26 protein-coding genes are annotated in these 20,757 nt (G+C 66.2%); 22 read left to right on the plus strand and 4 right to left on the minus strand.

Annotated elements, in window-relative coordinates; all coding sequences use genetic code 11:
- Positions 1-113: 113 nt before the first annotated feature.
- The 3 genes from ffh to rimM are packed head-to-tail and all read left to right on the plus strand — an operon-like array spanning position 114 to position 2,818.
- Positions 114-1,568, plus strand: coding sequence for a signal recognition particle protein (gene ffh, locus AC58D2_RS00660; protein ID WP_497386325.1), 1,455 nt, complete (start codon positions 114-116; stop codon positions 1,566-1,568).
- A gap of 38 nt (positions 1,569-1,606) precedes the next feature.
- Positions 1,607-2,194: a 30S ribosomal protein S16 gene (gene rpsP / locus AC58D2_RS00665; RefSeq protein WP_497386327.1), complete on the plus strand. Its 588-nt coding sequence runs from the start codon at positions 1,607-1,609 to the stop codon at positions 2,192-2,194.
- A gap of 39 nt (positions 2,195-2,233) precedes the next feature.
- The gene (gene rimM / locus AC58D2_RS00670; protein ID WP_497386329.1) at positions 2,234-2,818 is read left to right on the plus strand and encodes a ribosome maturation factor RimM; all 585 of its coding nucleotides are present in this window, start codon (positions 2,234-2,236) and stop codon (positions 2,816-2,818) included.
- Between the two features lie 83 nt (positions 2,819-2,901).
- On the opposite strand, the gene AC58D2_RS00675 is transcribed toward rimM, so the two are convergent.
- Positions 2,902-3,060 (minus strand): hypothetical protein, encoded by a 159-nt coding sequence (locus tag AC58D2_RS00675; RefSeq protein WP_497386331.1) that lies wholly within the window; start codon positions 3,058-3,060, stop codon positions 2,902-2,904.
- Between the two features lie 103 nt (positions 3,061-3,163).
- On the opposite strand from AC58D2_RS00675, the gene AC58D2_RS00680 reads away from it, so the two are divergent.
- The 16 genes from AC58D2_RS00680 (at position 3,164) to AC58D2_RS00755 (ending at position 13,881) form a co-directional block, all read left to right on the plus strand.
- Complete coding sequence (locus AC58D2_RS00680; protein ID WP_497386333.1) at positions 3,164-4,081, plus strand: LysR substrate-binding domain-containing protein; 918 nt, start codon at positions 3,164-3,166, stop codon at positions 4,079-4,081.
- Between the two features lie 54 nt (positions 4,082-4,135).
- Positions 4,136-4,405: an AbrB/MazE/SpoVT family DNA-binding domain-containing protein gene (locus AC58D2_RS00685; RefSeq protein ID WP_497386335.1), complete on the plus strand. Its 270-nt coding sequence runs from the start codon at positions 4,136-4,138 to the stop codon at positions 4,403-4,405.
- A complete protein-coding gene (locus AC58D2_RS00690; RefSeq protein WP_497386337.1) occupies positions 4,398-4,778 on the plus strand; it encodes a type II toxin-antitoxin system VapC family toxin in 381 nt (126 codons plus the stop codon). Before AC58D2_RS00685 ends, AC58D2_RS00690 begins: the two co-directional genes overlap by 8 nt.
- Positions 4,779-4,785: 7 nt before the next feature.
- Entirely contained in the window at positions 4,786-5,523 is a 738-nt protein-coding gene (gene trmD / locus AC58D2_RS00695) for a tRNA (guanosine(37)-N1)-methyltransferase TrmD (protein ID WP_497386339.1), read from the plus strand.
- Positions 5,524-5,527: 4 nt separating this feature from the next.
- The gene (gene rplS / locus AC58D2_RS00700; protein ID WP_089215281.1) at positions 5,528-5,902 is read left to right on the plus strand and encodes a 50S ribosomal protein L19; all 375 of its coding nucleotides are present in this window, start codon (positions 5,528-5,530) and stop codon (positions 5,900-5,902) included.
- Between the two features lie 108 nt (positions 5,903-6,010).
- Complete coding sequence (locus AC58D2_RS00705) at positions 6,011-7,036, plus strand: aspartate-semialdehyde dehydrogenase (protein WP_497386341.1); 1,026 nt, start codon at positions 6,011-6,013, stop codon at positions 7,034-7,036.
- 149 nt (positions 7,037-7,185) lie between these two features.
- Entirely contained in the window at positions 7,186-7,818 is a 633-nt protein-coding gene (locus AC58D2_RS00710) for a DUF2238 domain-containing protein (RefSeq protein WP_497386343.1), read from the plus strand.
- Positions 7,818-8,432, plus strand: coding sequence for a hypothetical protein (locus AC58D2_RS00715; RefSeq protein WP_497386345.1), 615 nt, complete (start codon positions 7,818-7,820; stop codon positions 8,430-8,432). The genes AC58D2_RS00710 and AC58D2_RS00715 overlap by 1 nt, the downstream gene beginning before the upstream one ends.
- Before the next feature lie 63 nt (positions 8,433-8,495).
- Entirely contained in the window at positions 8,496-9,230 is a 735-nt protein-coding gene (locus AC58D2_RS00720) for a DUF4336 domain-containing protein (RefSeq protein WP_497386347.1), read from the plus strand.
- Between the two features lie 58 nt (positions 9,231-9,288).
- Complete coding sequence (locus tag AC58D2_RS00725) at positions 9,289-9,600, plus strand: hypothetical protein (protein WP_497386349.1); 312 nt, start codon at positions 9,289-9,291, stop codon at positions 9,598-9,600.
- A gap of 128 nt (positions 9,601-9,728) precedes the next feature.
- Positions 9,729-9,863, plus strand: a complete 135-nt coding sequence (gene rpmH, locus AC58D2_RS00730; protein ID WP_003046693.1) for a 50S ribosomal protein L34 — start codon at positions 9,729-9,731, stop codon at positions 9,861-9,863.
- Positions 9,864-9,883: 20 nt separating this feature from the next.
- The gene (gene rnpA, locus AC58D2_RS00735; protein ID WP_497386352.1) at positions 9,884-10,222 is read left to right on the plus strand and encodes a ribonuclease P protein component; all 339 of its coding nucleotides are present in this window, start codon (positions 9,884-9,886) and stop codon (positions 10,220-10,222) included.
- Between the two features lie 64 nt (positions 10,223-10,286).
- Complete coding sequence (gene yidD / locus AC58D2_RS00740; RefSeq protein WP_497386354.1) at positions 10,287-10,499, plus strand: membrane protein insertion efficiency factor YidD; 213 nt, start codon at positions 10,287-10,289, stop codon at positions 10,497-10,499.
- Positions 10,500-10,545: 46 nt separating this feature from the next.
- Positions 10,546-12,297 (plus strand): membrane protein insertase YidC, encoded by a 1,752-nt coding sequence (gene yidC, locus AC58D2_RS00745; protein ID WP_497386356.1) that lies wholly within the window; start codon positions 10,546-10,548, stop codon positions 12,295-12,297.
- A gap of 108 nt (positions 12,298-12,405) precedes the next feature.
- Entirely contained in the window at positions 12,406-13,053 is a 648-nt protein-coding gene (gene yihA, locus AC58D2_RS00750) for a ribosome biogenesis GTP-binding protein YihA/YsxC (protein ID WP_497386358.1), read from the plus strand.
- A 156-nt stretch (positions 13,054-13,209) separates the two neighbouring features.
- Positions 13,210-13,881: a glutathione S-transferase family protein gene (locus tag AC58D2_RS00755; RefSeq protein ID WP_497386360.1), complete on the plus strand. Its 672-nt coding sequence runs from the start codon at positions 13,210-13,212 to the stop codon at positions 13,879-13,881.
- Between the two features lie 3 nt (positions 13,882-13,884).
- Here AC58D2_RS00755 and AC58D2_RS00760 read toward each other — a convergent pair whose 3' ends face one another.
- From AC58D2_RS00760 to AC58D2_RS00770, 3 genes are read right to left on the minus strand one after another with little or no spacing between them, the layout of a single operon-like run.
- Positions 13,885-15,474: a DHA2 family efflux MFS transporter permease subunit gene (locus AC58D2_RS00760; RefSeq protein WP_497386361.1), complete on the minus strand. Its 1,590-nt coding sequence runs from the start codon at positions 15,472-15,474 to the stop codon at positions 13,885-13,887.
- Between the two features lie 10 nt (positions 15,475-15,484).
- Positions 15,485-16,621, minus strand: coding sequence for an HlyD family secretion protein (locus AC58D2_RS00765; protein ID WP_497386363.1), 1,137 nt, complete (start codon positions 16,619-16,621; stop codon positions 15,485-15,487).
- Complete coding sequence (locus AC58D2_RS00770) at positions 16,621-17,082, minus strand: MarR family winged helix-turn-helix transcriptional regulator (RefSeq protein ID WP_497386365.1); 462 nt, start codon at positions 17,080-17,082, stop codon at positions 16,621-16,623. Before AC58D2_RS00770 ends, AC58D2_RS00765 begins: the two co-directional genes overlap by 1 nt.
- A 131-nt stretch (positions 17,083-17,213) precedes the next feature.
- Between AC58D2_RS00770 and AC58D2_RS00775 the strand changes: the two genes are divergently transcribed.
- The 3 genes from AC58D2_RS00775 (at position 17,214) to AC58D2_RS00785 (ending at position 20,586) form a co-directional block, all read left to right on the plus strand.
- Complete coding sequence (locus AC58D2_RS00775) at positions 17,214-17,861, plus strand: 2-hydroxychromene-2-carboxylate isomerase (RefSeq protein WP_497386367.1); 648 nt, start codon at positions 17,214-17,216, stop codon at positions 17,859-17,861.
- A 51-nt stretch (positions 17,862-17,912) separates the two neighbouring features.
- Positions 17,913-18,665, plus strand: coding sequence for an alpha/beta fold hydrolase (locus AC58D2_RS00780; RefSeq protein ID WP_497386369.1), 753 nt, complete (start codon positions 17,913-17,915; stop codon positions 18,663-18,665).
- Between the two features lie 76 nt (positions 18,666-18,741).
- Entirely contained in the window at positions 18,742-20,586 is a 1,845-nt protein-coding gene (locus tag AC58D2_RS00785) for a M2 family metallopeptidase (protein ID WP_497386371.1), read from the plus strand.
- The last annotated feature ends 171 nt before the right edge of the window (positions 20,587-20,757 follow it).

Consider the following 20,757-nt stretch of genomic DNA (forward strand, 5'->3'; position numbering starts at 1 on the left):
GGGCATATCGACATCCGCGACGGAGACTCTGTCCACGGATAGCCGCTGGTTGGCGAGGTTTCGCTCACCGGCGTCTTTTGCGTTGCGGGTCGTCAGAAGGGATTTGAAGGCGCATGTTCGACAGTCTGAGCAATCGGCTTGGCGATGTTTTCGGGAAGCTCCGCGGCCGCGGCGCGCTGACCGAGGCCGACGTGCGCGCGGCGATGCGCGAGGTTCGCATCGCGCTGCTCGAAGCCGACGTCGCGCTGCCCGTCGTGCGCAGCTTCGTCGACCAGGTCACCGAACTGGCGATCGGCCAAAATGTCCTGCGCTCGGTCACGCCGGGGCAGCAGGTGGTCAAGATCGTCAACGACGCGCTGACCGAGATGCTCGGCTCCGAAACCGCCGAACTCGATCTCAACGTCGCGCCGCCCGCGGTGATCATGATGGTCGGCCTCCAGGGGTCGGGCAAGACCACGTCGACCGCGAAGATCGCGAAGCGGCTGAAGGACAAGGAGCGCAAGAAGGTGCTGATGGCGTCGCTCGACGTCAATCGCCCCGCGGCGCAGGAACAGCTTGCCGTCCTCGGCACCCAGATTGACGTTGCGACGCTGCCGATTATCGCCGGGCAGCAACCGGTCGAGATCGCGAACCGCGCGATGCAGGCGGCGAAGCTCCAGGGCTATGACGTGCTGATGCTCGACACCGCGGGGCGCCTCCACGTCGACCAGCAACTGATGGACGAGATGCAGGCGGTGTCGCGCGCCGCCAATCCGGCCGAAACGCTGCTCGTCGTCGACAGCCTGACCGGTCAGGACGCGGTTCAGGTCGCGCAGCGCTTCACCGACCAGGTGCCGCTCACCGGCGTCGTGCTCACCCGCATGGACGGCGATGCGCGCGGCGGTGCGGCGCTGTCGATGCGGGCGGTCACCGGCAAGCCGATCAAGTTCGCGGGCACCGGCGAAAAGCTCGACGGGCTCGAGCTGTTCCAGCCGTCGCGTATCGCCGGCCGCATCCTGGGCATGGGAGACGTTGTCAGCCTCGTCGAGCGCGCGGCGGAGACCATCCAGGCCGAAGAGGCCGAGGCGATGGCGAAGAAGATGGCGAAGGGGCAGTTCGACCTCGACGATCTTCGTACCCAGCTCAACCAGATGCGCCGCATGGGCGGCATCGGCGCGCTCGCGGGGATGATCCCCGGCCTCAAGAAGGCGCAGGCGGCAATGGCGCAGAGCGGCACCGACGACAAGATGCTCGTCCATTTCGATGCGATCATGGGGTCGATGACCCCCGCCGAGCGCGCGAAGCCCGCGATCATCAACGCCAAGCGCAAGATCCGCATCGCCAACGGGTCGGGCACCAACGTGCAACAGGTGAACAAGGTGCTCAAGATGCACCAGGAAATGTCCACCGCGATGAAGAAGATCCGCAAGATGGGCGGGCTCAAGGGGCTCGGCGCGCTGTTCGGACGCGGCGGCGGCATTCCCGGAATGGGTGGAATGGGCGGCGGCGGCGCCGGCGGCCTCCCCGGTCTCGGCGGCGGCGGTGCGATCCCGCCCGATCTCGCCAACCTTATGAAGAAAAAGAAATAATCCCGACAACCACAGTTCAGACTCAGAAGGACATTATCATGGCTACCTCCATTCGCCTCTCGCGCGGCGGTTCGAAAAAGCGCCCTTACTACAAGATCGTCGTCGCCGACTCGCGCAGCCCGCGCGACGGCCGCTTCATCGAGCGCATCGGCAGCTATAACCCGCTGCTCGCCAAGGATAACCCGGAGCGCGTCAAGCTCGACACCGACCGCGCGCAGCACTGGCTGAGCGTCGGCGCGCAGCCGACCGACCGCGTCGCCCGCTTCCTCGATGCCGCGGGCCTCAAGGAACGCGCCGCGCGCAACAACCCGAAGAAGGCCGAGCCGGGCGAGAAGGCCAAGGAACGCGCCGAAGAGCGTGCCGCCAAGGCCGCCGAGGCCGAAGAGGCCGCCAAGGAAGCCGCTGCGGCCCCTGCCGAGGACGCTGCCGCTCCCGCCGAAGAGGCTGCGGCTGAATCGGATGCGACCGGTTCGGTGAAGAGCGAAGACACTGCCGAAGCGGTTGCCGACGCGGTCGCCGAAGAGGTCCCCGCCGAGACGCCGGCCGAAGACGCCGCCGCGATCGCCGAGGAAGTCGCCGAAGGCGGCCCGGCTCCGGCCGAAGGCGAAGAAAAGGCCGAAGGCTAGGCCATGCCTCACCCCTCCCCTTCAGGGGAGGGGCCGGGGGTGGGGGCTCGCAAACGAGCGCCTACGCCCGCACCCCCCCACCCCAACCCCTCCCCTGAAGGAGAGGGGCTTGAGAGGCGCGACCGCCCCGTCACCCTTGCCGCCATCGCCGGTGCGCACGGGGTGCGGGGCGAGGTGCGGCTCAAATTGTTCGGCGAAGGCGTGCAAGGCTTGCGCGCCTTTTCCACATTCGACGCGGGCGGGCGCAAGCTCACGCTGAAATCGCTGCGCCCCGCCAATCAGGGCGCGGTCGCGCAATTCGCCGAAATCACCGACCGCGGCGCCGCCGAGGCGCTCCGCGGCACCGTCCTGACGGTCCCGCGTTCGGCGCTGCCGCCGCTGGGTGAGGGCGAATATTATCACCATGATCTGATCGGGCTCGCCTGCACCTCGACCGACGGCACCGCGCTCGGCACCGTCGTCGCGGTCGAGAATTTCGGCGCCGGCGACATCCTGGAGATCGAGCGTCCCGCGCCGCCGGGCCAGAAGCCCCGGCGCTTCATGGTGCCGATGACCGCGCAGGCGGTGCCGGCGTGGAGCGATGAGGGAGTCACCGTTGCGGTGGCCTTCGCAGAAACCGAATAGGTCGGACGGGAATCTCGCCGCAAGGGGGAGCGGCCGGGCGCCGGTGACGGCGGCCGGAACGGTCGACGGGATTCCCGCCCGTCTCAGTTCGCGCCGAGGCGCGGGTTCGAAGGCGACGCGGCGCGCGCGCGGCGGCGCCAGGCGCGCCAGGCGCTCGCGATCTGCGAAAAGCCGCGGTCGAGGTCGGCGCTGAAGCGGCCGTGATTGTCGGCCCAGCCGCGCATCCATATTTCATCGATCATCGATCGTCTCCTGCTGGTGGGGTGCGGGTGAGATGCGCTCTTCGCGCGTCCGCCGCCAACAAAAGCTTTGCGGATATCCATAAGCTCAGCTTATAATATGCCGATGTCCAGGATTCCGCCCCTTGCCGCGATCCGTGCATTCGAATGCGCCGGAAGGCTGGAAAATTTCTCGCGTGCGGCCGAAGAGTTGGGGATGACGCAGGCCGCGGTCAGCTATCAGGTCCGTCAATTGGAGGATCGGCTCGGCCGCGCCTTGTTCGTGCGCGAGAAGGGGCGCGTGCGCCTGTCCGAAACGGGGCAGCGATTGCTGCCCGCGATCAGCACCGCCTTCGCCTCGATGGGCGACGCCTTCGCCGCGCTCGGCAATGACGAGGCCGACATTTTGACGATCAGCGCCGCGACGACCTTTGGCGGCACCTGGCTTAGCGCGCGTATCGGGCGTTTCCAGCTGCGCTATCCCGACCTTGCGGTGCGGCTGTCGATGTCGAACGCCTATGTCGATTTCGACGCGTCGGACGTCGATGTTGCGATCCGTATCGGCAAGGGCGGCTGGCCCGGCCTGCGCGCCGACTTCCTGTTCCGCAGCCATGTGACGCCGATCTGCGCCCCGGCCTTTCGGGAGGCGAACCGGATCGCCGCACCCGCCGACCTGCTCAACGTCGAACGGCTGGCGCCCAACGATCCCTGGTGGGCGGGCTGGCTCGCCGAGGCCGGAGTCGGCGTCGCACCGCCGCCGCGCCGCGGGGTCGAACTCGACAGCCAGCTTCAGGAGGCGAGCGCGGTGCAGGGCGGCTATGGGATCGCGCTGATGACCCCGCTGCTCTGGCGCGCCGAGCTCGACAGCGGGCGGATGGTCCAGCCGTTCGATACGCTCTACCAGCCCGGCGGCGCGAACTGGCTCGTCTATCGCGAAGGCCGCAGCCGCGTGCGCAAGATCGAACGCTTCCGCGAATGGCTGCGCGAGGAATTCGAAGCGGATCGTCCCCTGCTCCCCGACGCGCTATGGCGGCCGCTCGATTAGCTTTGCTTGCCGCGGCGACCGTTGTATATACATCCTGTATATACGGAGGGTCCCATGACCAAGGAATATCGCGCCAAAGTCTTCAAGTCGGGCAATTCGCTCGCACTGCGCCTGCCCAGGGCTCTTGGACTCAAGGAAGGGACCGAAATGGTCGTTCGCGAAGACCATGGCGAATTCCGCTTCGAGCCGGTGGAAAAACCAAAGGCCAAGATCGACGTCAGCGGCTTCTGGGGCAAGGCGCCTTGGCTCAAGCTGCCGCCACGCGAGGACGTCGAGGAACGGCAACTGGACTGGGAAGGCAAGCAACTGAAGCCTGATGAGTGAGTTCCGCTTCCTGCTCGACAGCAACATCTGCATCTATCTCTTGACCGGAGTTTCCGCCACGCTCCTTGCGCGAGTGGAAGAACAGGACGCCGATACGCTTTGCTGCTCGTCCATCAATCTGGCCGAAATTGCGGTAGGTTATGGGGCGAAGGCGCGCAGCGCCGCCGATCTCGAGGCCTTTCTGAGAACAGTGCCGGCCGTGCCGTTCGACGAGGCGGCGGCCAGAATTTATGGGACGTTGCCCCACCGGCTGGGTGTATTCGATCGACTGATCGCCGCCCATGCGCTGTCGCTCGGCCTTACCCTCGTCACCAACAACGAAGCCGACTTCGCCGACGTTCCGGCGCTGACGGTCGAGAATTGGACGCTATAGGCGGCCGATGACCTTCGCCGCCGTCCCCCTGACGCTCTATCCCGACATGTTCCCCGGACCGCTGGGGCACAGCATGGCGGGGCGCGCGCTCGAAAGCGGAACGTGGGCCTGCGCGCCCGTCCAGATCCGCGATTTCGCGACCGACCGGCATCGCACCGTCGACGACACCCCCGCGGGCGGCGGAGCGGGGATGGTGCTGCGCGCCGACGTGCTCGCCGCGGCGATCGACCACGCTACGGCGGCGCATCCGGACCTTCCGGTGCTGGCGATGACCCCGCGCGGCGTCCCGGTCACCCAGGCCCGCGTGCGCGCGCTTGCCGAGGGTCCGGGCGCGATCATCCTGTGCGGTCGTTTCGAGGGTTTCGACGAACGCATTTTCGAGGCACGCGCGATCGAAGAGGTGTCGATGGGCGACATCATCCTGTCGGGCGGAGAGATGGGGGCGTTGATGCTGCTCGACGCTTGCATTCGGTTGCTTCCCGGCGTAATGGGCGCGGCTTCAAGCGGCGACGACGAATCGTTCGAGGACGGTTTGCTCGAATATCCGCACTATACCCGGCCCGCGATGTGGGAAGGGCGCACGATCCCCGAAGTGCTGCGATCGGGGGATCATGCGAAGATCGCCGCCTGGCGGAAACAAAGGGCGGAGGACGACACACGGTTACGCAGGCCGGACCTTTGGGAGCGCCATGAGGGCGCTCGGGACCGACCTGCCTCTGGCGCGCGGCAAAAGAAGAAGGACTAGAGGCATGAACCTCATCCAGACGATCGAAGCCGAAGAAATCGCCAAGGCCGGCAAAGAGATTCCGACGTTCCGTCCGGGCGACACGCTGCGCGTCGGCGTGCGCGTCGTCGAAGGCGAACGCACCCGCGTCCAGAATTTCGAAGGCGTGTGCATCGCGCGCTCGAACAAGGGCATGGGATCGAACTTCACCGTGCGCAAGCTGTCGTTCGGTGAGGGCGTCGAGCGCGTCTTCCCGCTCTATTCGCCCAACATCGATTCGATTACCGTCGTCCGCAAGGGCGCCGTCCGCCGCGCGAAACTTTACTATCTGCGCGGCCGCACCGGCAAATCGGCGCGTATTGCGGAGCGCCGCGACAACCGGCCCGGAACCGAAGGCTAAGGAGAGCTTCTCTCACCCAAAGCCGAAACAGCTTTCCAAAACGGCCGGTTCCGCCAACAGGCAGAACCGGCCGTTTGCATATTCAGAACCACGAAAGGCAGGACCATCATGGGTTATCGTATCGTAGTCGCGGGCGCGACGGGCAATGTCGGGCGCGAAGTGCTCGCCATTCTCGCCGAGCGCGAATTCCCCATCGACGCACTCGCCGCTGTCGCCTCGTCGCGCAGCCAGGGCACCGAGGTGGAAATCGGCGACACGGGCAAGACCGTGAAATGCCAGAATATCGAAAATTTCGACTGGTCGGGCTGGGACATGGCGATCTTTGCCATCGGCAGCGACGCGACCGCGACCTATGCGCCAAAGGCCGCCGCGGCGGGCTGCACGGTGATCGACAACAGCTCGCTCTACCGCATGGATCCCGACGTGCCGCTGATCGTGCCCGAGGTGAACCCCGACGCGATCGACGGCTATACGAAGCGGAACATCATCGCGAACCCCAATTGCTCGACCGCGCAGATGGTCGTCGCGCTGAAGCCGCTGCATGACGCCGCCGGGATCAAGCGCGTCGTCGTCTCGACCTACCAGTCGGTGTCGGGCGCGGGCAAGGCGGGCATGGACGAGCTGTGGAACCAGACGCGCCAGATCTTCGTCGGCGACGAAAAGGACATCGGCAAGTTCACCAAGCAGATCGCCTTCAACGTCATCCCGCACATCGACAAATTCCTCGAGGACGGCTCGACCAAGGAGGAATGGAAGATGGTCGTGGAGACCAAGAAGATCCTCGACCCGAAGGTAAAGGTCGTCGCGACCTGCGTCCGCGTCCCGGTCTTCGTCGGCCACGCCGAGGCCCTGCATATCGAACTCGAGCGCGAACTCAGCGCCGAACAGGCGCAGGACATCCTGCGCGAAGCCCCCGGGGTGATGCTCGTCGACAAGCGCGAGGACGGGGGCTATGTGACCCCGGTCGAATGCGTCGGCGACTATGCGACCTTCGTCAGCCGCGTGCGCGACGACAGCACCGTCGACAACGGCCTCGCGCTGTGGTGCGTCAGCGACAATCTGCGCAAGGGCGCCGCCCTGAACGCGGTGCAGATCGCCGAACTCCTCGGCCGCCGCCACCTCAAAAAGGGCTGATGCCCCTGTCCCGTTCGTGTCGAGCCCTTCGACTGCCTTGGCAGGCACTCGGGATAAACGTCGGCTTTTGGCCGAAGTCGAGACACCCGTCGGGGTGACTGCCGTCGAGGCATCTCGACTTCGCTCGATGCGAACGGGTAGGGGGGGAGGTGTTTTCGGTCTTCGCACCCATCCCTCGCCCGCAACGCCTGCTGCTCGGCCTGCTCCTCGCGTTGCTGCTGCTCGCGCAGGTCGACCAGCCCTATCCGTCGATCGCGCCGCTTCAGCATAGTCCCACCGCGCTGCTGCTGACCGCCTCTCCCTGGCTGCTGCGGCGCTGGCCGCTGTCGACCCCGGCGCTCGCGTCGATCCTGCTGTTTCTCGCGCTGCATACGCTCGGCGGGCGCTATGCGTACAGCAATGTGCCCTACGACGACTGGGCGCGCGCGCTGACGGGCAGGGGGCTGTCGCAGGCACTCGGGTGGACGCGCAATCACTACGATCGCCTCGTCCATTTTGCGTTCGGCCTGCTGTCGGTCGTCCCGGTCGTAGAGGTCGCGCGGCGCTATGGCGGGCTCGGCCGGCGCGGCGCGATGGCGGCGGCGCTGGGCTGGGTGCTTTCGGTCTCGTGCCTTTACGAAATTTTCGAATGGCTGCTGACCATCGTCGCGGCGGGCGAAACGGCCGACCGCTACAATGGGCAACAGGGCGATATGTGGGATGCGCAAAAGGATATGGCGCTCGCGGCGCTCGGTGCGGTAACGATGCTGCTCGTGCCGCGCGGCGAACGGAAGGAGCCCTGATGCGACGATTGACGACGATCGCGATGCTGGCGCTGCTCGCCGCGTGCAAGCCGGCGGCAGAAACGCCCGCGACGCCCGACGAGGGCGAGGTGCCGACCGCGCCGGAAATGCCGCAGGCCGCGGCAGAGGGTCCGGCGGCGGCGACCACCGCGATCGGCCTCGACGGCGCCGGGTTGCGCTTCGTCGACACGGCCAGCGGCAAGACGAGCCTGCTCGCCTTCGGCGTTCCGCGCGCGCAGGCCGAAGAGGCGCTCGCGCGCGTCGAGGGCGCCGCCGACGATCGCAGCAGCAACGAGGAATGCGGGGCGGGGACGATGGACTTCACCCGCTACAACGCGATGACGCTCAACTTCCAGGACGACAAGTTCGCCGGCTGGTTCCTCGGCAACGAGCCCGGCGCCGACCGGTACACGACGATGAGCGGTATCGGTGTCGGCACCACGCGCGCCGCGGCGAAGCAAAGCGTCGCCATCGTCGACGTCGAGGACAGCACGCTGGGCGAGGAATTCACGATCGGCAGCGGCGACGACGCGATCGGGGGCATGTTCGCCGCGCCCGGCGACGCCGCCAGGGTCGAGGCATTGTTCGCGGGCGCCAACTGCTTCTTCCGGTAGGCGCGGCGGGGCGGGGCGCTCGCATTTGCTCGGGCGGGCCGGCATCTGCTAGCCTGCCGGTCGATGTCGTCCTTCGTTCCCTATGCGCCGCTCAACACGCTCAAACCCTTCGGAACCGATGTCTGGACGGTCGACGGTCCAGAGATACGGATGGACTATGGGCCGACGTCGATCCCCTTTCCGACGCGGATGACCGTGGTGCGGCTCGCCGGTGGCGGGCTGTGGGTGCATTCGCCGATCGCGCCCGAAGAAACGCTGGTCGCCGCGATCGACCGCATCGGGCCCGTCGAATGGCTCGTCGCGCCGAACAGCCTCCATTACTGGTATGTCGCCGATTGGCAGCGGCTCTATCCCGCGGCGCGCACGCTCGCCGTTCCGGGACTTGCCGACCATGCGAAGCGGCCCTTCCGCGTCGACGCGGTCGTCGATGCGGACGATGCCCCGCTGCCCGGCGGGCTGCGGGCGGTCCTCGTGCCGGGGACCGCGGTCACGGAAGCGGTCTTCTTCCACGAACCTTCGCGCACCGTGATCCTGACCGATCTGATCGAGAATCTCGAGCCGCAGCGCGTGCGCAGCCGCTTCTACCGGTGGCTGGTGCGCCTGTCGGGCGCCGCGCATCCCGACGGCAAGGCGCCGATCGACCTGCGGCTGACCTTCTGGCCCAGGCGCCGCCGCGTGCGCGCGGCGATGGCCACGATCCTCGGCTGGGACTGCGAGCGCGTCGTGATGGCGCACGGCCTGCCCTATGCGTCGGACGGTGCCGCCGAGTTGCGGCGTGCGTTCCGCTGGGCGGTGTAGTGCCGAGCCGGCTGCCTTAGCCTTGCAACACGCCCGCCGCCTCCCCACATCGCGGAGCATGGCGAGCCCCGGCCTCTACCAGCGATTGCGCGCGAACGCGCAGGTGCGATTCGCGCTGTTCGCGACCGGCGTGCTGCTGATGATCGTCGCGCCGATCATCGGACCGTTGCCGGGACCGGGCTTCATCATCCTCTTTCCCGCCGGCCTGATGCTGTGCCTGCAGAACAGCCTGTGGGCAAAGCGGCGTTATGTCGGCTTCAAGCGGCGGCATCCGCGCTATGGAGCGTGGACCGACCGGGTGATGCGGCGGGTCAGCGCGGCGCGGCGGCGCGCGCGCGATCGGCTGGAAAGCCTGCGCAATGACGATTGATCGCCCGATGCGACCGGGGGCGATTGACTTTCGCGCGCGACTCCCTTATCCGCGCCCCCACTGGCGGCCGCCCGCGTTTGGCGGCCCTTTTTCGTTAGATCGATCGAAGAGAATTTGGGGATACCGCGATGAAGCGCACCTATCAACCGAGCCGCCTCGTGCGCAAGCGCCGTCACGGCTTCCGCGCCCGCAAGGCCACCGTCGGCGGCCGCAAGGTCCTGGCCGCCCGCCGCGCCCGCGGCCGCAAGAAGCTGTCGGCCTAAGGGCCGTCGGTGCGCCGCGCGTGCGCACCCTCAGCAAGCGAAGCGAGTTTCTGGCCGCGAACCGCGGTCTTCGCTTCCCCATGCCCGGCTTCGTGCTGCTCGTCCGCCCGCGCGGCGACGATGATGCGGACATCGGCGTCGGCTATACCGTCAGCAAGAAGGTCGGCAACGCCGTCACGCGCAACCGGATGAAGCGCCGGCTGCGCGCGCTGGCCCGCGCCGCGCTGCCCGTGCGGGGAATCGCCGGCGCCGATCATGTGCTGATCGGCCGTAGCGGCGGCAACGACATCGTCTTTGCCGAACTGGGCGACCATCTCGATTCGGCGCTGGCGCGCGCGGCAAGAAAGCTGGCGCGGTGACGGCCGTGCGCAGGACAGAGGCGTCTATCGCGCGGGAATCACCCCGGCTTTCAGGGCGCCTCCCATGATCGCCCGCCTGCTCATCCTGCTTGCCCGGGGGTGGCAGCTCGGCCCTTCGCGCATCCTGCCGCCGACGTGCCGCTATGCGCCGTCGTGCAGCGAATATGCGATCGTCGCGCTGGGCCGCCACGGTGCGATCAAGGGTGGCTGGCTGGCGATAAAGCGGCTATTGCGCTGCCATCCGTGGGGCGGGCACGGCTATGACCCGGTGCCTTGACTGACCAACTCCCCGATATTTTTGAGACGAAGAGAGACCCTAGAGCGTGGACGACAAGCGTAACCTGATCGCGGCCATCCTGTTGTCGGTGGCCATCCTGCTGGGATGGAATTTCGTCGCCGACCGATTTTTCCCGACCCCCGCCAAGCCCGATGTGACCACGACGGTCGCGGGCACCGACGGTGCCGCGGCGCCAAAGGCGCAGGGCGAACCGAACGGGCTGCCCCCGGCGGGCGACGTCACCCCCGCCGCCAGACCCGCGGCCCAGGCGGTGCGCCCGGTCGACGTGGTGCTCGGCAGCGGCCGGCGCATTCCGATCGAAACCCCGGCGCTTTCGGGATCGATCAACCTCGTCGGCGCGCGAATCGACGACATCACGCTGACCAAATATCGCCAGACAGTCGAAAAGAACGCGCCGCCCGTCCGACTGTTCGCTCCCGCGGGCACCAGGGCCGCCTATTTCGCGGCGATCGGCTGGTCGGCGCAGGGGATCGCGACCCCCGGCGCCGACACGGTGTGGACCCCGAACGGGACGAAGCTGACCCCCGAAACCCCGGTGACGCTCAGCTGGGCGAACGGCACGGGCCAGACCTTCCGCATCGAGTACAGCATCGACAGGAATTACCTGATCACCGCGAAACAGACGATCGCCAACAAGGGCAGCGCGCCGGTGACCGCGAGCAGCTATGCGCTGATCGACCGCCTCGGCAAGCCGACCGACCCGCACGAAAAGAGCAGCTGGACGATCCATGTCGGCCCGACCGGCTATCTCGACGGCAAATCGATCTTCGACGTCGATTATGAAGATCTCGAAGAGGGGGCGACGCCCAAATATACCAGTGCCGGCTGGCTGGGCTTCACCGACAAATACTGGCTCGCCGCGGTCGTGCCGGCCAAGGGCGAGCGCGTCACCGCGTCGATGAGCGCGCCGACGACCAACACCTACCAGACGCTGTTCGCGCGTCCCTTCACCCAGGTTGCGCCGGGGCGCCAGGTCACGACGACCAGCCGCATCTTTGCGGGCGCAAAGGAAGTCAGCACCCTTTCGGCCTATCAGGACGATCTGGGCATCCCGCGCCTGTCGAACGCGATCGACTGGGGCTGGTTCGAATTTTTCGAAAAGCCGATCTTCAAGCTGCTCGACTGGCTGTTCAAGCAGGTCGGCAACTTCGGCGTCGCGATCATGCTGCTGACGCTGATCATCCGCGCGGCGATGTTCCCGATCGCGCAGCGGCAATTCCACTCGATGGCCCAGATGCGCGTGATGCAGCCCAAGATGAAGGCGCTGCAGGACCGCTACAAGGACGACAAGCCGAAGATGCAGCAGGAGCTGATGAAGCTCTACAAGGATGAAAAGATCAATCCGTTGATGGGCTGCCTGCCGATCGTGCTCCAGATCCCGATCTTCTATGCGCTCTACAAGGTGCTGATGCTGACGATCGAGATGCGGCACCAGCCCTTCATCCTGTGGATCAAGGATCTGTCGGCGCCCGACCCGCTGCACATCCTGAACCTGTTCGGGCTCCTGCCGTTCACGCCGCCGTCCTTCCTCGGCATCGGCGTGCTCGCGCTGATCCTCGGCATCACCATGTTCCTGCAGTTCCGGCTCAACCCGCAGGCGACCGACCCGGTGCAGGCGCAGGTGTTCAAGATCATGCCGTGGCTGTTCATGTTCATCATGGCGCCCTTCGCGGCGGGCCTGCTGCTCTACTGGATCACCAACAACTGCCTGTCGGTCGCGCAGCAGCAGTTCATGTATCGCAAGTTCCCGCAGCTCAAGGCGGCAGTGGCGAAATGAGGATCGACCCTTCTCCTTGTCATGCCCGCGAAAGCGGGAAGCCAGGGCGTGACAGCGCGGACTTCAGCGTCGGCACGCTGGATCCCCGCTTTCGCGGGGATGACAGTGATGGGTGAGACCGAAATCGACCCCACCCGTCCCGAGCGCGCGCGCAAGCTGTTCGCAGGACCGATCGCCTTTCTGAAATCGGCGCCCGCGCTTCAGCATCTGCCTGCGCCGGGGGTGCCGGAGATCGCGTTTGCGGGACGCTCGAACGTCGGCAAATCGTCGTTGCTCAACGCGCTGACGAACCGCAATGGGCTCGCGCGCACCTCGGTCACGCCGGGGCGCACGCAGGAACTCAACTATTTCGACGTCGGCAACCCGCTGGTGTTCCGCCTCGTCGACATGCCCGGATATGGGTTTGCCAAGGCGCCGAAGGACGTCGTCAAAAAATGGCGCTTCCTTGTAAACGACTATCTGCGCGGCCGCGCGGTGCTCAAGCGGACATTGGTGCTGGTCGACAGCCGCCACGGGCTGAAGGACGTAGACCGCGAGGTGCTCGAAATGCTCGACGTCGCGGCGGTCAGCTATCGCCTCGTGCTGACCAAGACCGACAAGATCAAGGCCAGCGACCTCGCCGCGGTGCAGGCGGCGACCGAAGCCGAAGCCCGCAAGCACCCCGCCGCGCACCCGCAGGTCATCGCGACGAGCAGCGAAAAGGGCATGGGCATCGCCGAATTGCGCACCGCGGTGCTCGAGGCGGTGGAGAGTTGACGGAATGACGCCCCTCCCGCAAGCGGGAGGGGTAGTGAGACTTGCGAGCTTGCTCGCTAGTCGCAGCGGGGTGGGCGATTTCGAGGCCGAAGCTCGCTACGCTCGCGCCCACCCCTAACCCCTCCCGCAAGCGGAAGGGGGACAAAAGGACGACGCATGAAACTCTTCATCGGCAACAAGGCCTATTCGAGCTGGAGCCTGCGCGGCTGGCTCGCTGCCAGACACAGCGGGCTCGCCTTCGAGGAAGTCACCGTCCCGCTTTACGACGAACAATGGTCGAACCGGCGCGAGGGCGACGAATTCGCCCCGTCGGGGGGCAAGGTGCCGATCCTGTGGGACGGCGACGATATCGTCGTGTGGGACAGCCTCGCGATCATCGACTATCTCAACGAAAAGACCGGCGGGGATCGGGGCTATTGGCCGGACGACTGGGCGGCGCGGGCGATGGCGCGCTCGATGGCGGCCGAAATGCACTCCAGCTTCGCGGCGCTGCGCCGCCACCACAGCATGAACATCCGCCGCATCTATCCCGCCGCCGACCTGATGCCGGAGGTGCAGGCCGACGTGATGCGGATCCTGCAAATATGGGCAGAGGCGCGGGCGCGCTTCGGTGGCGAGGGCGATTATCTGTTCGGCGACTGGTCGGCGGCCGACATGATGTTCGCACCCGTCGTTACCCGCTTCCTGACCTATTCGATCCCGCTGCCGCGCTTCGCCTTGCCATATTGCGAGGCGGTCATCGCGCATCCGCACATGCAGGAATGGATCGGCGGCGCCCAGGCCGAGGATTGGGTGATCGAACAGTTCGAAGGCGCCGAACAGCGCTGATCGTCAATGCCCCATGTCGGCGGCCGACGCCGCTTCGGCCCCCGCTTTCGGCGGCCGGAGCAGGATGACGAGCGGGACCGAGATCAGCGTGACCCACATCATCGCCCAGAAATCGTCGATATAGGCGACCATGGCCGCCTGCTTGTTGATCTCTGCATTGATGATCGCCATCGCGCTCACACCCAGCGATCCGAGCCGGTCGGAGGTCGAGGCGTCGATCATCGGCACCGTCCCGCTGGTGACGTGCTGGACCAGGTCGGCATGGCTCGTCTGCGTGTTCGATCCGAGCAACGTCGTCACGACCGAAATGCCGACCGACCCGCCGACGCTGCGCAGCAGGTTGAGCAGGCTCGCGCCGTCGGTGCGCCAGGTCGGACCCAGCGTCGCAAAGGCCATCGTGTTGAGCGGAATGAAGATCAGGCCCATGCCCAGCCCCTGGACCAGGCCGCTGACGATGACCGGCCAGGCCCCCATCATCAACGACCAGTGGCTCATCTGCCACAGCGAATAGGCCGCGATGATCAGGCCGCTGCCGACCAGCCAGCGCGCATCGATCTTGCCGAGCAGCCGCCCCGCGATCGCCATGCTGATGAAAATGCCGATGCCGCGCACCGCGAGCACCCAGCCGGTGTCGATCACCGGCCAGTCGAACAGCCGCTGGAGCATCGGCGGCAGCAGCGCCATCGACGAGAACATGACCACGCCGATCACCAGCATGAAGCCCAGCGCGGTGAGCAGGTTGCGGTCGGCGAGCATCTTGCGGTCGAACAGCGTGTTGCGGCCGGTGATCAGGTGGATGACGAACATCCACAGACAGGCGACCGACACGCCGCACTCGATCCATATCTCGACGCTGTCGAACCAGTCTTCCTGCGCGCCGCGGTCGAGCATCAATTGCAGCGACGCGAGGCCGAGCGCGAGCATCGAGAAACCGAACAGGTCGAACTTGCGCGTCTTTCGCCCCGTCGCCGGGAGCAACGCCCACATCAACGCAAAGGTCGCCGCCCCCACCGGCAGGTTGACATAGAAGACCCAGCGCCAGTTCGCGCTTTCGGTCAGCCAGCCGCCGATGATCGGCCCCAGGATCGGCCCGACCATGATCCCCATGCCCCAGATCGACATCGCGCGCGCGTGGCGTTCGGGCGGATTGATGTCGAGCATCACCGATTGCGACAGCGGTCCGATGAACGCGGCGCTGATCCCCTGGAGGAAGCGGAACAGGACCATTTCCTCGAGATTTTGTGCCGCGCCGCACGCCATCGAAGCGATGATGAAGCCGAACACCGCGCCAAGGAACAGCCTGCGCCGCCCGATGCGGTCGGCGAGCCAGCCGGTGATCGGCATCGCGACCGCGGTCGCGATGATATAGCTGGTCAGCACCCAGTTCACCGTCTCGCTCGTCGCGCCCAGGCTCGATTGCATGTGCGGGATCGCGACGTTGGCGATCGTCGTGTCCAGGATCTGCATCACCGACGCGCCCATCACCGCGACGGTCAGCAACCCGCGATAACGTACCTGTTCGTACAGTGGCCGGTCGTCGCTGACCTGGGTTGCCGCCGGCGCGGCGCGGCGGGGGAAGGCACGGCTCGCCACGATCGGTCCGTTACTTGCAGCCGCCCGATGTGATGACCTTCACGTCGGTCGACAGCCCCGCGATCATCGCGCGCGAGGGCACTTCGTCGAAGGCGATGCGCACCGGCACCCGCTGCGTCACCTTGACCCAGTTGCCGGTCGCATTCTGGGCCGGCAGGACCGAAAACTCGCTGCCGGTGCCCGCGCCGATCGTCTCGACATGGCCGCGGACCTTGAGCCCCGGATAGGCGTCGAAGGTCATTTCGGCAGGCTGGCCGACGCACATGTCGGCAAGGTCGGTTTCCTTGAAATTGGCCTCGACGCGGGGATGTTCGGTATCGACCAGCGTCACCGCGGGCAGCCCGGCGACCATCATCTGACCGATCTGCAACCGGTCCGATTCGGCGACGCGGCCGCCGCTCGGCGCGCGCACTTCGGTCCGGCCCAGATTGACCTGGGCCTGCGCGCGCTGGACGCGCGCCGCCTCGACCTGCGGGTTGGTGCCGCTGCCGCCGGTCGCCAGCTTCGCCCGCGCTTCGGCGGCGTCGGCTCTGGCTTGTCCCAGCTCGGCGCGCGCCTGTTCGACCGCGTGTTTCGCGGCGTCATAGGCGGCCTTGGTGGTGAACCCCTTTTCCATCAGCGCGGCCTGCCGTTCGAAATTCGACTTGGCAAAGGCGATATTCTCCTCGGCCGCCTTGATGTCGACATTGGTCGCCGCAAGGCTGGCCGACAGGTTGCCGACGTCGACCTGCGCCGAATCGATCGCGGCGCTCGCCTGCGCGACGGTCAGCGCATAGGGTTTGGGGTCGATGCGGAACAGCAGCTGACCCTTCTTGACCAGCTCACCCTCGTCGACCGCGACGTCGGTGATCAGCCCCCCGACTTCGGCCGCGACCGATACCTTGTCCATCTGGACATAGGCGTTGTCGGTCGACACCGATCCGCCGCTCAACAGCCACCAGGCGCCGCCCGCCAGCGCGAGCGCGAGCGGCACGCCGAACATCAGCGCGCGGGTGCGCCAATTGGGCCTGGTTTCCACTTCGGGCGTCGCCGTCTGCACCGGCGGGGGCACGGGATCGGCCTTGGGAGCCGCCTTGGGGGGCGTCGCCTCTTCGGCGCGGGGCTGGGTGTTCACGGCATCGGGACGGGCGGGGGAGAGCTGGTCCATTATATGGCCTCTTTTTCTTTTGGTGCGGATTCGGAGATCGCGTCGCGTCGCGACAGGTTGCATCGGACGCGGCCGACGAGTGCGACCAGCTGGTCGCGTTCGGTATCGCTCAGTCCTTCGGTCGCCTCCTGGGCGAGCGCGTCGGTGGTGCGCCGCATGTCATCGAGCAGCGCGTCGGCGCGCGGCGTGAGGTGGAGCAGCCACGCGCGGCGGTCGGTCGGGTCGGCGCGGCGCTCGACGAGCTCCGCTTCCGCCAGCCGGTCGACCATGCGCGACAGGGTTATCGGCTCGACCTCGATCAGGTCGGCGAGCGGGCCCTGCCTTATGCCTTCGTGGCGCCTCAGGTAGACGAGCAGCCGCCATTGCAGCGCCGTGATCCCGCTGTCGCGCGTGCGCGCGTTGAACGCGCGGCGGAACAGCCGCGCGGCATCGTTCAGCAGGAATCCGATCGTCTCGCTCATGGCAGGACATATAATAGCAATTGCTATTATATGCAACATTGCGCGATATGCGCGAACTTGGAAAAATTCGCACCGCTGTAAACTATTCCGACAATGGTTGAATTATCCCGCGGTTTCGGCAGGATGCGCCCATGAGTCTCACCGCCGACCTCTTCTGGTCCTTCCGCTCGCCGTACAGCTATCTCGCGATCGGCCGCTATCGGTCGCTTGCGGCGAGCCACGATGTCGCGATCAACCTGCGCCCCGTCTACCCGCTCGCGATCCGCCAACCCGACTTTTTCGAGCGCAACCATCCCAACTGGCTCAGTTACACGATGCGCGACATGATCCGCGTCGCGCAATTCCACGGCATCCCCTTCGGTCCGCCGCGCCCTGACCCGATCGTGCAGAATGTCATGACGCGCGAGATCGCGGCCGAGCAGCCCTATATCTATCGGCTGACGCGGCTCGGCCAAGCGGCGTCGCGCCGCGGCAAGAGCCTGGCGTTCTGCGACGAAGTCGGTCGGCTCATATGGGGCGGCGCCGAAAATTGGCATCTCGGCGACCATCTGGCCGGAGCGGCGAAGCGCGCGGGCCTCGATCTTACCGAACTCGATGCCGAGGCCGAGCGCGATGCCGACATGCTGGACAAGGAAATCGCTGCGAACCAGGTCGCGCTCGAAATCGCCGGTCACTGGGGCGTGCCGACGCTCGTGTTCGACGGCGAACCCTTCTTCGGCCAGGATCGCATCGAAATGGCGAAATGGCGGATGGAACAAAAGGGATTGAAGCCGCGCTGAGCTGCCTCGCCATTGCGTAGACTCGCTTGCTCCGCTTAAGGCTGTATCGCGATGAGCATCGAACCCGATTTTTTCGAGGCGCGCGACGGCGTGCGGCTGGCGTGGCGTGCGATGGGCGAGGGGCGGCCGCTGGTCCTGCTCCACGGCCTGTTCTCGAGCGCCGAGGTCAACTGGATCAAGTTCGGGACCGCGGCGCGGGTCGCCGAAGCGGGTTACCGCGTGATCATGCCCGACCTGCGCGTCCACGGGTCGAGCGACGCGCCGCAGGGGGCGGAGCATTACCCGGCCGACGTGCTCGTCGACGACCTGCAGGATCTGATCGCGCATCTGGACCTCGCCGATTTCGACCTCGGCGGCTTTTCGCTCGGCGCGCGGACCAGCGTTCGCGCGGTGGTCGCGGGAATGCGGCCGCGGCGGCTGATCCTCGGCGGCATGGGGCTGGCAGGGCTCGCCGGCTGGCAGCGGCGCGGACGCTTCTTCAAGCGCGTGATCGCCGATTACGACAGCGCCAAGCGCGGTGACGACACCTGGCTGTCGATCCAGTTCATGAAGACGATGAAGATCGACCGCGTGGCGGCCGGTCATTTGCTCGACAGCTTCACCGACACTCCGCCCGAGGCGCTGGCGGCACTGACGATGCCGGTGCTCGTCGTGTGCGGCGACAAGGATCAGGACAATGGATCGGCCGAGGAACTGGTCGCGGCGCTCCCCGATGCGCAGCTGGTGACGATCCCCGGTACCCATATGTCGAGCGTGACCGAGCCCGAACTCGGCGAGGCGATCGCGAACTTCCTCACCGCTTGACCCCCGGGCGCGCTCGCGCCAAGCTGTGGGCATCGCGCCGCCGAGAGCGCACCCCATACCCAGAGGACAGCACCCCATGAAAGCCATGATATCGACCGTGTCGCTTGCGATCTCGCTTGCGCTCGCCCCCCCCGCATTCGCGCAGGATGCGCCCGCCGCCGCCAGCCAGCCGGCGGCCGCCCCGACCGCCGGGGATGCCGACGCTTTCATCGCCGCCGCCGAAAAGGATCTGTTCGACTATAGCGTCGAGGCGAGCCAGGTGAATTGGGTCAATTACAACTTCATTACCGAGGATACCGACGCGATGGCGGCGCGGATCAACGCGATCGGCACCGAAAAATCGGTCCAGTATGCGCTCGAAGCCGCCAAATATAAGGACGTTCCGGGGCTGAGCGCCGACACCAGGCGCAAGCTCGACATTTTGCGCACCGGCCTCGTTCTTCCCGCACCGACGACGCCGGGCGCCGCGACCGAACTCAACGAGATCGCGACCAGCCTTTCGTCGCAATATGGCAAGGGCAAGGGCACGCTCGACGGCAAGCCGATCTCGGGTTCGGACATCGAGGCGGAGATGGGCAATCTGGACCATACGCCCGCCGAATATGCCGAGATGTGGGCGAGCTGGCACGACAATGTCGGCGCGCCGATGAAGGACGATTACGCCAAGATGGTCGGGATCGCCAACGAAGGCGCGAAGGAATTGGGCTTCAGCGACGTCGGCGCGATGTGGCGCTCGGGCTATGACATGCCGCCCGCGGAGTTCGCGAAAACCACCGAGCGGCTGTGGCAGGAAGTGAAGCCGCTCTACATGGCGCTCCACACCTATGTCCGCTGGAAACTCAACGAGAAATATGGCGATGCGGTGCAGCCCAAAACCGGGCCGATCCGCGCCGACCTGCTCGGAAACATGTGGGCGCAGGAATGGGGTAATATCTATCCGCTCGTCGCGCCGGCCGGTTCGGGCGACCTCGGCTATGATATCGGCGACCTGTTGAAAGCGCAGGGCAAGGGACCGCTCGACATGGTCAAGGCGGGCGAGAATTTCTATTCCTCGCTCGGTTTCGCGAAGCTGCCCGACACCTTCTGGAAGCGCAGCCTGTTCACCAAGCCTGCCGATCGGGAAGTGATCTGTCATGCGTCGGCGTGGGACATCGACAACAAGGACGACATCCGCATCAAGATGTGCATCAAGGTGAACGCCGACGATTTCGTCACGATCCACCACGAGCTCGGCCACAATTATTACCAGCGCGCGTATAACAAGCAGCCCTATCTCTACCTCAACGGCGCCAACGACGGCTTCCACGAGGCGATCGGCGACTTCATCGCGCTGTCGATCACGCCGCAATATCTGGTCGACATCGGGTTGCTCGACAAATCGCAGGTGCCGGGAGCCGACAAGGATATCGGGCTGCTGCTGCGGCAGGCGATGGACAAGGTCGCCTTTCTGCCCTTCGGCCTGCTCGTCGACCGCTGGCGCTGGGGCGTGTTCGACGGGACGATCCAGCCCGCCGACTATAACAAGGCGTGGACCGACCTGCGCCGCCAGTATCAGGGCATCACCCCGCCGGTCGACCGCCCCGCCAATGCATTCGACCCGGGCGCCAAATATCATATTCCCGGCAATACGCCCTATTCGCGCTATTTCCTCGCGCGCATCCTGCAGTTCCAATTCTATCAGGCGGCGTGCAAGCAGGCGGGGTGGAAGGGGCCGCTCCACCGCTGTTCCTTCTATGGCAACAAGAAGGTCGGCGAAAATCTGAACGCGATGCTCGAAATGGGTGCGTCGAAACCGTGGCCCGACGCGCTCCAGGCTTTCACCGGCACGCGAGAGATGTCGGGCAAGGCGATGATGGAGTATTTCGCGCCGCTCAAGGCATGGCTCGACGAGCAGAACAAGGGGCATCCGTCGGGGTGGTAATCCGCCTTGGGTTTTGACGAAGGGGCCGGGATGTATCTCCCGGCCTCTTTTTCATGGAGCGGCAGCTTTGGGGTGGCCGGTTGCCATCGCCGCCTTTGGTAATCACGGGCCGGGTCCGCCTGGTCGCTTCAAAGTTCAGCAAAGATCAGCCTTGTGCAGCCGCCGATGGGT

This window comes from Sphingopyxis sp. CR5 (assembly GCF_059693785.1).